The 12956-nt window shown below is 53.1% G+C and carries 13 protein-coding genes; 10 read left to right on the forward strand and 3 right to left on the reverse strand.

What is annotated here, in order from left to right; all coding sequences use genetic code 11:
• Positions 1-23: 23 nt before the first annotated feature.
• Complete coding sequence (locus ACFSX3_RS07590; RefSeq protein ID WP_209989617.1) at positions 24-347, reverse strand: hypothetical protein; 324 nt, start codon at positions 345-347, stop codon at positions 24-26.
• 307 nt (positions 348-654) lie between these two features.
• Between ACFSX3_RS07590 and rsgA the strand changes: the two genes are divergently transcribed.
• The gene (gene rsgA / locus ACFSX3_RS07595; protein WP_209990198.1) at positions 655-1746 is read left to right on the forward strand and encodes a ribosome small subunit-dependent GTPase A; all 1092 of its coding nucleotides are present in this window, start codon (positions 655-657) and stop codon (positions 1744-1746) included.
• Between the two features lie 398 nt (positions 1747-2144).
• On the opposite strand, the gene ACFSX3_RS07600 is transcribed toward rsgA, so the two are convergent.
• Positions 2145-2771: an FMN-dependent NADH-azoreductase gene (locus ACFSX3_RS07600; RefSeq protein WP_209989619.1), complete on the reverse strand. Its 627-nt coding sequence runs from the start codon at positions 2769-2771 to the stop codon at positions 2145-2147.
• A gap of 328 nt (positions 2772-3099) precedes the next feature.
• Between ACFSX3_RS07600 and ACFSX3_RS07605 the strand changes: the two genes are divergently transcribed.
• Positions 3100-3237 carry a hypothetical protein gene (locus ACFSX3_RS07605; RefSeq protein WP_209989622.1) on the forward strand — a complete coding sequence of 46 codons (138 nt, stop codon included), beginning with the start codon at positions 3100-3102 and terminating at the stop codon, positions 3235-3237.
• 127 nt (positions 3238-3364) lie between these two features.
• Here ACFSX3_RS07605 and ACFSX3_RS07610 read toward each other — a convergent pair whose 3' ends face one another.
• Positions 3365-3604, reverse strand: coding sequence for a hypothetical protein (locus ACFSX3_RS07610; RefSeq protein ID WP_036699054.1), 240 nt, complete (start codon positions 3602-3604; stop codon positions 3365-3367).
• A gap of 183 nt (positions 3605-3787) precedes the next feature.
• Between ACFSX3_RS07610 and ACFSX3_RS07615 the strand changes: the two genes are divergently transcribed.
• The 8 genes from ACFSX3_RS07615 to ACFSX3_RS07650 all read left to right on the forward strand — a co-directional run bounded on the left by ACFSX3_RS07615 (position 3788) and on the right by ACFSX3_RS07650 (position 12185).
• The gene (locus tag ACFSX3_RS07615; RefSeq protein WP_209989625.1) at positions 3788-4435 is read left to right on the forward strand and encodes a hypothetical protein; all 648 of its coding nucleotides are present in this window, start codon (positions 3788-3790) and stop codon (positions 4433-4435) included.
• Positions 4436-4666: 231 nt separating this feature from the next.
• Complete coding sequence (locus tag ACFSX3_RS07620; protein WP_209989628.1) at positions 4667-5677, forward strand: ABC transporter substrate-binding protein; 1011 nt, start codon at positions 4667-4669, stop codon at positions 5675-5677.
• A gap of 14 nt (positions 5678-5691) precedes the next feature.
• The gene (locus ACFSX3_RS07625; protein WP_209989631.1) at positions 5692-6471 is read left to right on the forward strand and encodes an ABC transporter ATP-binding protein; all 780 of its coding nucleotides are present in this window, start codon (positions 5692-5694) and stop codon (positions 6469-6471) included.
• Positions 6472-6515: 44 nt separating this feature from the next.
• Positions 6516-7304: an ABC transporter permease gene (locus ACFSX3_RS07630; RefSeq protein ID WP_379258726.1), complete on the forward strand. Its 789-nt coding sequence runs from the start codon at positions 6516-6518 to the stop codon at positions 7302-7304.
• A gap of 95 nt (positions 7305-7399) precedes the next feature.
• Complete coding sequence (locus ACFSX3_RS07635; RefSeq protein WP_209989638.1) at positions 7400-8389, forward strand: aromatic acid exporter family protein; 990 nt, start codon at positions 7400-7402, stop codon at positions 8387-8389.
• 135 nt (positions 8390-8524) lie between these two features.
• Positions 8525-9544, forward strand: coding sequence for an HD-GYP domain-containing protein (locus ACFSX3_RS07640; RefSeq protein WP_209989642.1), 1020 nt, complete (start codon positions 8525-8527; stop codon positions 9542-9544).
• Between the two features lie 261 nt (positions 9545-9805).
• A complete protein-coding gene (locus ACFSX3_RS07645) occupies positions 9806-10363 on the forward strand; it encodes an outer spore coat protein CotE (RefSeq protein ID WP_209989644.1) in 558 nt (185 codons plus the stop codon).
• A gap of 265 nt (positions 10364-10628) precedes the next feature.
• Positions 10629-12185 carry a putative amidoligase domain-containing protein gene (locus ACFSX3_RS07650; protein ID WP_209989647.1) on the forward strand — a complete coding sequence of 519 codons (1557 nt, stop codon included), beginning with the start codon at positions 10629-10631 and terminating at the stop codon, positions 12183-12185.
• The last annotated feature ends 771 nt before the right edge of the window (positions 12186-12956 follow it).

The raw sequence follows: 12956 nt of genomic DNA on the forward strand, positions 1-12956 counted from the left end.
TACTAGCGGTTCAGGATTGGTTGCTACTGTTGTGGATACGTGTCTTCCGGGAAATGCGGCTGTGGAGTAAGATTTAATCCCCAGCTTCGCAAGTAAGCTCTATGATGCCTTCTAGAGCCGCCGGGAACCGTATCGGTTCCGGCGGCTTTTTTGCGTGTGCAGGTCTGCTGCATCACGCCCGGATAGTGGAGTCTGCTCTTCTCGTGCAGAGGAGCAGACTCACTATCCTGGAATGACTCTGCCCGCAGCGGACGGTCTTTGCTGTACAACAGCAAAAGCCGGACCGCGGCCGAGTCTGCCTCTGCCGCCGGAACCATTGGGTTCCGGCGGCTTTTTTGTGTACGCATGTGGAGCCAATGCTGCCCGGAGATACATGGATATGTGGTAAGCGGATGTATGAGACGCACTTAAGAAAATAAGAAAAAGCAAAAAGAAACGGAGGGGAAATTTGGAACTGGAGGAGCGGTAGCGTCCGCCTTTGTGTTTGGATTTCTACCGCGAGGAGCGGTTCTAAAATAGGGAAATCCAAACACAACAGCGGCTGGAAGTCCAAATGTTCACCGCAGTGACGACCATGCTTGGAGTTTTAATCTTAAGTGCGTCTTAATAAAAAAAGATAATAACCCATTCAGGAGGAAATGTATGAATATCGATATCAAGCTTGAACAGTACGGCTGGAATGAAGAATGGAACAGGAAATGGACAGATAAGCTGCGGCTGCTGGACGACAGGGAGTATGCAGCGGGACGGATTGCCGGAGATTTCGGCAGTAAATACAAGGTAATTACCGCAGCAGGTGAGCTGTGGGGTGAGCTGTCAGGCAAGTTCCGTCATTCGCTGAGCGGGTCCGGCGAGTATCCGGCGGTAGGCGACTGGGTGGTCCTGGCGATGCAGGATGGAGGAGCGCATGCAGTGATTCATGGCGTGCTTCCCCGTCACAGCGTCATCTCGCGCAAGGTGGCGGGACCGACGCAGGAGGAGCAAATCGTGGCTTCCAATGTGGATACCTTATTCCTGGTAAGTGCACTGAATGATGATTTCAATGTGCGGCGGATGGAGCGTTATCTGATTATGGCCTGGAACAGCGGGGCGAATCCGGTCATTCTATTGACCAAGGCAGATCTGTGCACCGATGCGGAGCTGAAAATGGCCGAAATGCAGCAGGCCGCTCCCGGTGTCCCGGTCCATGTGGTCAGCGCGATACTGGGCGACGGGCGGGAGGAGCTGCAGCCCTACATCGGCAGGGGTCATACTGTAGCTCTGACCGGTTCGTCCGGCTGCGGCAAATCGACGATGGTCAACTGGCTCAGCGGCCGAAATCTGCAGCTCACCCAGGATGTGCGGGAAGGGGACAGCCGCGGACGTCATACGACTACACACCGCGAGCTGTTTGTTCTCCCTGACGGCGGAATCATCGTCGATACGCCGGGAATGCGCGAGCTGCAATTGTGGGAGGATGACGGCGGACTAGACCTGGCGTTCGGGGAGATCAGTACGCTGGCGGCGCAATGCCGCTTCAGCGACTGCACTCATACACGGGAGGAAGGCTGCGCCGTGCTTGAGGCGGCCGCAAGCGGTGTGCTCGACGGGAAGCGGCTGCAGAATTACCACAAGACGCAGAAGGAGCTGCAATTCCAGAACAGCAAGGAAGCGAGACAGAAGCGCAAGACAGCCGCCGCCTCCACCAAAAGTGCGCCGCCCCGTGCGAAGGCGGGCAGCTGGCAGCGGGTGCTGGACGAATATTAAAAAAATTTGCATAACGGAATAAACTTGCTGGATGCTGAGCATTTGTAAGTAGGAGCTACGCCATCCCGGATAGTAGCTCCAAGTTCTCGATTTTCTAAAAGCAGTTTGAAAGTCTTTTTTTGCGTTTTTAGAAGAATGTTCGCATCCCGCTTAAACAGCGGAGAGGACGGAACGAATGTGGAAAAGCGATAGCGTTCACCTTGGTCTCCGGATTTTCACCGCTAAGGGGAATGAAAAAAATCTGGAGAGCACAGTGATTGGAACAACGTTCCGTTCACGGAGCGTCCACCCAAGTGCTCTCGTTGATCCAACTCCGAAGAAAAAAAGCTGTCCCAAGCAGCCATTTCATGGCATTTGGGACAGCCCGTTTTACGTATGCAGGTTAAAGTAATAACAGATTAGAACGATGCGGCTGCAGTCTTAGCCAGTTGCAGACCGGAAGCGATAATCTCAGCGGATTTATCCGGGTTCTGGTTGTGTCCTTCGATGATTACCTGTGTAGTTTCCTTGAAGCCCCAGAAGTTCAGGTTACCCATGATGAAGTTAACAGCCATTTCAGCACTTGCTGCCGGGCCTGTGGAGTATACGCCGCCTCTGGCGTTCAGAACGGCTGCTTTTTTGTCAGTCAGCAGTCCTACAGGACCTTCAGCAGTGTACTTGAAGGAAGTTCCAGCCTGGTTCAGGTAGTCGATATAGGTATGCAGTACAGCCGGAACGGTCATGTTCCAGAGCGGGAAGGCAAAGACTACTTTGTCAGCGGCCAGGAACTGGTCCAGATACTTCTTCACAAGTGCAGCGCCTGCTGCTTCTTCAGGAGTGGCTTCGAAGCCTTGAGCGGCTTTGTATACGCCAGTGATCAGGGTGTTATCGTAGTAAGGAAGCTGTTCAGCGAACAGGTCGAGTTCAGTGATCTGGTCCTGCGGGTGAGTTTCCTTGTAGCTGGACAGGAATTCGTTGTAGAGCTGAACACTTACGGATTGCTCGGCCGGGCGGTTATTAGCTTTGATAAACAGTACATTCGACATTATGATTTCTCCTTAGGTATCTATATTATATTAACTATCGATAATATAGCATTTAATTTTTAGTTTGTAAATATCCGTCGGATAAAATTTTGTTTTGAAAGGCAGAAGCTGCTATCCTTCGCAAAAATACCATATCTTCTATTACAGCAATCCAATTTACCGGTGAATGGTCCATATGTAGTATTCCTATTTTCGCAAGCGGCGCAGGTCGGGATAGGGACAAGTTTAGGGACGCAGCGACCCGGTTATATAGGTGATATAAGGAGATCAGGAAATGATTCCCTCTCCAGATTACGGGACTAAGCCCCCATCTAAAGGAGCGATTGACATGTCCATTGACCGTTTCATCCTGAAGAAACTGGACAGCTGTCACGAAGAGCATACCCGTCGTAACCTGGTGAAGTTGTTCACATTGCGAATTAAAAAGGCTGAGAAAGAGGAGAACCGAAACCTCCGGATTGGCTGATCGAGACTATAATGTTGACAACAAAGTCCATGCAACCCATAGACTAAGCGCATCCCTCACTTGCGGGCATGTGCTTTTTTAAGTTGTTTACCCTTATATGCATATCGGCAAAAAAATATCCCTCTGTTTAATAGAGGGATAAGGCCAATGAATCATTTTCACTGTAACTGTGCAATATAGCTTCTGAGCCTTTAATTTCGATACTGATCAGAGAATTCAAACAGGTCTGCAGAGCGTTTTTACCCTTTTGAATTTTGAGTTCAAGTGTACTGTTGAGCAGTCGAAGTACTTTTTGGGTCGGCTGTTTGTTTTCTGTGGTGAAATATACAGGGACAAGCTTGTTTTGAAAAGTGATGAGCATTCTCATTTTGAAAACCACCTCGCTAAAAGTATTTCATGGTATTGATCTTACCCTGACTTTCTTAATTTTACCTTAAAATTAGCTTATGATAACATAAAGATTGCAAGTTTTATAGTTTTGCTGTTTTTTTGAATGTAACTCATTTACATTAATACTCGGAAGCATGCTAAAAAGGAAGGGATAAAGAATGTGAACAATCAAGAGTTTATTTGTCTGGCACAGTATCTGTTCCCGGGTGAAAGCCAGCGGACAGTGGTCGCCGAGCTCCTGCACACAGCCTCAGGCTCCAAGCGGATCTGCAGAATGAAATTCAATGAGAGTGAATATGCGCAGGATGTATGCCTGCAAGTACATAATGAGAAGATCATCTTAACAGGGTTAATGGAAGAGGACGATTTCGGATACGAACTGAAGGAGCCGGCAGAGATGAAGCGGGCCTGTTATTACCTGTTCAATTGCTTCGAGCATGTGCAGACCCAAAGCCCCCTGTCCGTTCCCGCGCTATTCCTGTCCAGACGCAGATATGAGGAAATACATGAGAAGGCCGGGACCTGGACCTTGTGTGTGCTGGCAGAATTGCTGGGAGCGGAGACAGGTGATCCTGACAGCTCTGCTGAATTGGCAAAAGTCTTGAAGAACCGCACAGCATCCGGAGAGCTGCGGTTATGTGCCAGGAACGGTGAGGGCTGGAGCCTGCAGCAGGTATCTTTCATTGAAGCTTCTTCAGGCGGCTGGCTTCTGCGAAGCAGCAGTGGAGCGGAACAGGATTACATGATTGCATTCCCGCTTACCAGGGCGGAGCTGTGTCATGCTTTTGGGGAATGGCTGCTGAAGTAAGAATGTTTTTGCCAAAATAGCCACGGCGAAGAGCACCGCCCGGTCCTTTGTGAGTAGGGCCCGTTGGTCCGGTACAGCGTGAATACGGCGCTGCGATCGCTCACGGGTGGGAAGGGGTGGACGAATTGAATAAAATGTAAGCGCTTCACATATTGTGCTTTAACCTTTCTACAGACTGCCGCATATGCATAGAGCAAGGGCGAAAGACCCGGGAAGAAAGGAGAGGAAAGGATGAAAGGGATCAAAAGACTGTCATTGCCGTTCTTGTTGATGCTTGTGCTCGGCTCTGTTCTTGCAGGCTGCGGCAGTAAATCCGCTGATGTCAAGGTGAAGATCGGTGAAGTTACCCGTTCCGTGTTCTATGCGCCTGAATATGTGGCCTTATCGCAGGGTTTTTTCAAGGATGAAGGGCTGGATGTAGAGCTGCAGACGATACCGGGCGGAGATAAGACCATGACGGCCCTGCTCTCAGGGGCCATCGATGTGGCGCTGGTCGGTTCGGAGACCTCCATTTACGTGTACCAGCAGGGGGCGGATGATCCTGTAATCAATTTTGCCCAGCTTACGCAGCGGGATGGAACCTTCTTGTTCGCGCGTACACCGGACAGTTATTTTACATGGGACAAAGTGAAGGGCTCGACCTTCCTGGGGCAACGGCAAGGGGGTATGCCGCAGATGGCGGGCGCATTCACGCTGCTGAACAAGGGGATTGATGCGGGGAAGGATCTGACGCTGATCCAGAACATTGATTTTGCCAATATTGCCGGCGCATTTGCTTCAGGGACCGGGGATTATGTGCAGCTATTCGAGCCACAGGCATCGATCTTCGAGAGTGAAGGCCGGGGTCAGGTGGTCGCTTCCTTCGGGGTAGAGAGCGGTTATCTGCCGTATACGGTATTCATGTCCAAGCAGAGCTACATTGCTAAGAATCAGGACACGGTGCAGAAATTCACCAATGCGGTCCAGCGTGCCCAGTTATGGGTGAAGGCTCATAGTCCTGAGGAGATTGCTGACGCGGTTATGCCTTATTTTGAAAAAATTGACCGGGGCATCGTGGTCTCTGCCATCAGCCGTTATAAGGAACAGGATACCTATGCCCTGAACCCGGTTATCGATGACAAGGAATGGAATAATCTGCTGGATGTCATCGACCATGCCGGTGAGCTGAAGGAACGAATCCCTGCCGCTAAGATTGTTAATAACAGCTTTGCAGAGCAGGCAGAGAGCAGCATCAAGGAGTGAGGAGGCCAACAAATATGCTTCCAGTAGTCGAGTTGAAGGAAGTCACGCACGCCTATCTGGGAGACCGCGAGGCTTCGCTTGCTATAGAGGATCTGAATCTCAGCGTCGGCCAAGGCGAGTTCGTCAGCCTGGTCGGACCGAGCGGCTGCGGCAAAACGACGATTCTGTCGATCATCGCCGGGCTGCTGCAGCCTTCACGCGGCGAGGTGCTGCTCAGCGGGCGTTCCACCACTGGACCCTCGCCGGAGGTCGGCTACATGCTCCAGCAGGACTATCTGTTCCCCTGGAGAACGATTGAGGATAACGTGCTGCTTGGGCTGGAGCTGACCGGAAGGCTCACTGGGAGCTCGCGCGCTAAATCCCTGCAGCTCCTGGCCGATATGGGGCTGGAGGGTAAGGAACACGCCTACCCGGCGCAGCTCTCAGGAGGGATGCGTCAGCGTGTTGCCCTCGTGCGGACACTGGCTACCGACCCCAGCCTGCTGCTGCTCGATGAGCCGTTCTCGGCGCTGGATTACCAGATTAAGCTGCAGCTGGAGGATCTGGTCTCGGAGACGCTGATGCGCCGGGGAACCACGGCTATTCTGGTTACGCATGACCTGTCTGAAGCGATTGCGGTCAGCAGCCGGGTCATTTTGCTCCAGCCGAATCCGGGCAGAATCCGCAGGATTTTTGAGATTCCGGAAGCGATTCGCCGCACCCCGCCGCTGTATGCGCGGGACTTGCCGGGCTTCGCGGAGCTTTTTCACAAGGTGTGGAAGGAAATGGAACTGGCAGGGAGGGAAGAAATGTGAATACAGAAGCGCAGCCCCGTGAGACGGCCTCCCGTGCGCAGTGGCTGGAACAGAAGCATGCAGATTACAAGAAGAAGAAGAAGCGCCGCAAGAGTCAGGTGCTTATGGTCCGGATCAGCCTGCTGCTGCTGTTTTTCGTGCTCTGGGAGGCCGGGGCCAGAATAGGCTGGATCGATGAGCTGCTGTTCAGCTATCCGACGAAGGTCTTCGGGCAGATCTGGGGGGATATGGTCAGCGGCAGTCTGTGGCCGCATCTGGGAGTAACTGTGGGGGAGACCGTGGTGGGCTTTGTGCTGGGCACCTTAATCGGGACACTGCTGGCTGTCGTCATCTGGTGGTCGCCTTTTCTGTCCGCCGTGCTGGACCCGTATATGGTCGTATTCAATAGTATGCCGAAGGTAGCGCTGGGGCCGATTTTCATTGTAATGTTCGGGGCAGGCTTCACCGCCATTGTCATTACAACCTTATCTATAACCGTGATTATCACGACTCTGGTAGTGTACAACAGCTTTTGCAGCGTGGACCCGAATCTGGTCAAGGTGGTCCGCTCCTTCGGTGCCTCCAAAGGCCAGGAGTTCTGCAAAGTGATTCTCCCGGCGTCGTTCCCGGCGGTGGTCTCCACCCTGAAGGTGAATGTCGGCATGTCCTGGGTCGGCGTCATTGTCGGTGAATTTCTGGTGGCGAAATCGGGGCTGGGGTATCTGATTATCTACGGCTTTCAGGTGTTCAACTTCACCCTGGTCATGTCGAGTCTGCTCATCATTGCGGCGGTGGCTACGGCCATGTACCAGCTGGTGGTGTATGTGGAGAAGCTGCTGTTGTCGAGACTGTAAGAACCATGTCATATTGTGTCTCTTGGCAAAATCTTGTACCATGACTATATCTTTATCTGAATGATGAAGCTTAACGGTGTAGGAGAGGTATTCACATGGGATTTCGTATTATTAAAACGGCGGCTGCAACTCTGCTGTCTATTTTGCTGGCAGCCGCCGCTGGTATTCCGGGTGCGCAAAGCGCGGGACTGCTGGCCATTCTCGGGGTGGAAACGACCCGCAAAAGGAGTCTACGCACGATTACGGCGCGCTTCTTCGCCTCGCTGGTGGGACTCTTTTTGGGTTGTATTCTTTTCTTTGTCCTCGGATTTCATTATTGGGTGCTCGGACTGTATGTATTGTTCGGTTTCCCGCTGATTGTCAAATCCGGCTTCAAGGAAGGGATCGTCACCAGCTCCGTTATTGTGTTCCGCGTATTTGGACAAGCTGATATCACAGTTCACATTCTGTTGCAGCAGATTGAGCTGCTGATGATCGGGCTCGGCTCGGCCGGACTCGTTAACTTCATCTATATGCCGCAGACAGGCGGGATGATTGCGGGTATCCGCAAAGAAGTTGACGGTTATTTCTCGGTGATCTTCCGGCAGATGGCGAGAACGCTGCGTGATCCCGGCTATATCTGGGACGGCAAAGAGCTGATCGGGGCAGGGGAGGTCGTGGAGAAGGGGCTGAGTGCGGCATCCAGGGAAATGGAGAATCATGTAATCCATCCCGATGAAGCCTGGAACGTGTACTTCTATATGCGCAAGGAGCAGCTGGAGTCCATCCAGAATATGCTGCAGCTGCTCTCGCAGGTGTACCGCCAGCTGCCGCATGGGGATATGGTGGCGGAGCTGTTCGACCAGCTTAGCGGCGATGTACTGGCTGAGGAATATACCGGCCGGACCGAGCGGCTGCTAGAGGAGCTGCAACAGGAGTTCCAAAAGATGGAGCTGCCGGATTCGCGTGAGGAATTCGAGATCCGCTCCGCCATTCTGCAATTATGCCGCGAGCTTGCGCTATATCTTAAGATTGCCAAGCGCTATAAAAGCCCGGTCGAGCTGCATCCGCTAAGGGATAAGCGGCCATCGAAGGGCAAGGCGTAAGCAAAACCATGTAATTTAGGTGTCAGGTATTCACATTCCAGTGTATTATAACGATAAGAAACATAAGCACAAAAAATGGGCTAGTCTCTTAAGTTATGTACAAAATCAATAATCTTGGTCTGGCAGGTGAGGAATATGAATAACAGCAATGATCAATATATCGGCAAACAGCTGGTAGCAAACCTTTTTAATCATAGCGGTGTATTTGTCTTGCCGGCATTGACCCTGCTCACCGGAGAGCATATCCGCCTGATTACGCAGCACAAAATCGTTCTGGAGCCTCAGGATGTGGTCCAGGTCGACAGTGCTGCATTCTATCAGCTGGCCGTGGATGACTGTACGGCGTCGATGGAGAATATTTTTGAACAGCTGCGCTACACGAAGACGAAACGTCTGCCGATGATTGAGCTCAGGAATGAAGTGCTCCCGTTCATTCAGCAGGTGAGCGAGAAGAATGATTTCTTTGGAATATTGTCTGCGTTGCAGACTAAGGACGACTATACATACAGGCATAATGTGGCGGTGGGCATCATCTCTACGCTGCTTGGCAAATGGCTGAAGCTGAAGCCGGACGAGCTGAGTATGCTGACAATTGCCGCGACGCTTCATGATATCGGCAAAATTATGATTCCCGCCGAAATTCTCACCAAGCCGGGACCCTTGAGTGAGGATGAATATGCCCTGATGAAGAAGCATACCACCTATGGATATGAAATGATCCGCGATACGGTGGGCACCACTCATATGCAGGCGCTTGTAGCGCTCCAGCATCACGAGCGGATGGACGGCAGCGGTTATCCCTTCGGCGTGCTGGGCCACCGGATTACGGATTTCAGCAAGATCGTGGCGGTGGCGGATATTTTCCATGCGATGACTTCGGACCGCTTCTACCGTACAGCCGCGCCGCTGTATGAGGTGCTTAAGCAGATAGACGAGAATGTCTACGGCAAGCTGGACCCCTATATCTGCAGTGTGTTCATTAATAAGCTGATGCAGTCGATGATCGGCAATGAGGTGCTCCTGACGGACGGGCAGATTGGCAAAATTATTATGATTCTGGCTCATGACCCGCTGCGTCCGCTGGTGAACATCGGTGAGGACTTCATCGATCTCAGCCGCCACCGGCAGCTTGGCATCGTACGTGTTCTTTCCTAGCAGGGGGCCTCTGCCCCTTCCCGGCTTAAGATGATGGCACCACAAAAAGTAGCGGTTTTCCCGGTTTGGGGAAGGCGCTACTTTTGTTTTTTTTCGGATCGGGAGACTCATAATGGACTAAATCCGGCAATAAAATGAAGCAAAGGGCTTCAGTTACGGCATCTGAGGGCTTACCCAAATTTATTTCTACTCTAACAATCAACAAATGCCCAGAACGTGCATACACTTGATAGTGAATGATTGTATGGAGGAGGTTCAAAGATGTCATTAAGCCATAAACGTCAAACAAGGGAGATCATTACGAAGGCAATTTGCGGCAAAGGTCGTAAGTTCTCTACCGCAACCCATACCGTGACTCCGCCACATCATCCGACTAGTATTCTGGGGGCTTGGATCATTAACCACCAGTACGAAGCGGTTGCCGCCGGGAACGGAATCGAAGTAATTGGTACCTATGATGTGAACATCTGGTATTCGTACGACAAAAACAAGCAGACCGAGGTTGCCAAGGAAACGGTCTCCTATGTGGAGCTTATTCCATTGTCGTACCTCGATCCGAGACACCGTGCTTCCACGGCACAGGTCTCTGCGGAGGCAACGCAGGAACCCAATTGTGTGGAAGCCGGGGTATCGCCGGGTGGAGGCAGTGTGACTCTTCGGGTGGAACGCGAGTTCGAGGCGGAACTGGTGGCTGAGACCAAGGTCCGCGTGTTTGTCAGTGATCAGAGTGATGATCTGGAAGACAAGGATTATGATTTTGACGGCGAGAGCTTTGATTACGATGATCTGGACCCTGACGCTCTGGATGATGAGTTGTAGGAAGCAATACGCCGCTGCCTGAAGTTCTGTATGGGTTATGATCCATTATATGATGAGAGGGCAGCGGCGTAGAGGGCGAATGCCCTCTTTTTTTTAAAATGTGAAAATTTTTTTTGAATGGTAAGAATGATTGTGCTATTTCCACTTGATAATTTGGGGGTCAGGTTTCCTCAGCGGCTTATGCTCAAAGGGTATTGTCCGGTTATAGGACGGTGCGCGAGGGGATACGGTCCTGAGGAATTTCGTATGGGCGGAGGCATCAGACATGAATGAAGGGCTGAACGTATTCCGGCAGCTTGCGCCGGAGCAGATTGAACGCAGGCTCCGGCGCTGCGGGATTGAGGCCGACTCCGATTCTATCGCTAGAGGGGCACGGCGAAAAGATACAAGAGACACTCATGCTCATACTCATTCACATGGACAAGACCCCGCAAGCTACAGACAGCACTACCGCGTGCTTATTTTTAATCTGGCCGTGCTGGACTGCCAGCCGCTTGGAGCGGGAGCGGCTATGGGCGGGGTCCTGGGGGCTGGTGGGGTAGGAGCTGGATGGTTGGGTGGGAGTGATAGTGCAGGAGCTGAGTTAGGTGCTGAGCGGCAGGGTGGGGATGGGAGGGGGAGGGTAGGAGCTGGAAGGCAAGGTGATTATGGGAGTGGTGTAGGAGGAGTTGGAGGGCAGGGTGAGTATGGGAATGGTGGGGTAGGAGCTGGGGGGCAGGAAGAGTATGGGAGTGGTGGGGATGCATTTGGCAGTTTAGGTGGAGGGGGAAGGGAGTTGCGGGGGGCTGCAGGGGTTCTGCGGAATACTGCGGTGCGGGCGCTGTATAGTCTGGGACTGGACAGCGGCGAAGTGGAGCTGCGGGCCATGGGCGAACGGCGGTACATGGTGACAGGCATCACTCCGGTGATGCCTGAGCCCGCAGGAGCGCTGCCTGAGCCGTACCGGTCAGCTTCCGCAGCGCTTGCGCGGATGCTTGACAGTGAGCAGCCGGGCCGGCCCGGGCTGCTCATGGGCATGGACCCGGAGTTCCTGCTGCTCCGGGAATCCACGGGCCGCGTCGTGCCGGCGTCGCGGTACCTGCCCATGGAAGGCGTCGCGGGCTGCGACGCCGGACCCCCGGGAACGCGCGGCGTGTTCCCGGTGGCGGAGCTGCGCCCTGCGCCGCGCGGGGAACCGCGCGCGCTGCTGGCGCAGCTGATGTCCGCCGCACGCGAGGCGGACCGGCTCATTACCGACCGCTCGCTCCGCTGGCGGGCGGGAGGTATGCCGCTGCGGGGCTGGGCCCTCGGCGGCCACCTGCACTTCAGCGGCGTCACACTGTGTGCGCCGCTCCTGCGCGCGCTAGATAACTATCTAGCGCTGCCCCTGTTCCTGCTGGAGGACATCCGGGCTGCGGCCCGGCGTCCCCGCTATGGCGTGCTCGGCGATTTCCGCCCTCAGCCGCATGGCGGCTTCGAGTACCGGACCCTGCCGAGCTTCCTGGTCTCCCCGGTCATCGCCAAAGGCGCAGTCTGCCTGGCTCACCTGATCGTGAGCCATTATGAAGACCTGCCGCTGCGCCCGCTTGACCGGGAAGACCTGCATGCCGCCTTCTACAGCGGCGGCAAATCCCCAGTGCGCACAGCCTGGCCTCCCCTGGAGGCGCAGCTGCGCGCACTGGGCGGCTACGCAGCCGCCGCCCGGTGGATTGATCCGCTGCTGCGCGCCATAGCGGAGCAGCAGAGCTGGGATGAGTCGCGGGATATCCGCGGCTCCTGGGTACGGAGCGCCCCGCCGTACTCCGGGGCGCTGCCCTCCGGGCGGGCGGATGCTTATCAATAGAGCCCGCCGTCCTTCAAGTCCCGATAGCCGCCGGTTACAGCTTTTCTGCACCGCTAGTGCGGGAAGCTGTAGCTACGACGGATATTTTTTTTAAAACAAATAACTGTGCAAAATTACTCCAAATTACCAATTTACTTAACAAATCATCCTTTCAATCATGCACCCATTATGAAATTTCGTTCAAAGCGAGCATTCAGCGATAGGTGTATTTTGTACAACTAAAGACACTCCAAAAGAAGCTTTTTCACTTCCAAGTGTAGGCTGTACAACTAAATTTGCCCGAATGGCGAAAACCCAGGCACAGATAGAAATTTAAATGTACAACTACTACTAAACGGATAATCGTTGGAATATCGGACGTTTTAGTTGTTCTAATTGCAATTAAGCCTATATCAAAGTGATTGCATTTACTGCAGCAGAATTGCCGTTTGCCAGCGCTGAGATTCATTCTGATGTAGTTCATACATTAGATTTCTGGAATTTGGTCCGAAAACTCTCCTTTTAAAGATTTCTACTGTACGAAGTGCAACAGAACCCATTTTTCAGCCAATTACAGGGCAATCTAATGTACAAACTACAATAGAATAAAAACCCTGCCGGAAATTCTCCTCTCCTTCCCCAAAGTTACTCACCCCCGCCCCTACATCCCCGCCCAGCCCAGCATCCCGCCTCATCCTGCCCTCGCACTCGCATTTCCCCCAAAATTACTCAGCCCCGCCCCCACATCCTCACCCACCCCAGCATCCCGCTTCACCCCGCCCCCACATCTTC

This window comes from Paenibacillus rhizoplanae (assembly GCF_042684125.1).
Lineage (GTDB): Bacteria > Bacillota > Bacilli > Paenibacillales > Paenibacillaceae > Paenibacillus_AQ > Paenibacillus_AQ rhizoplanae.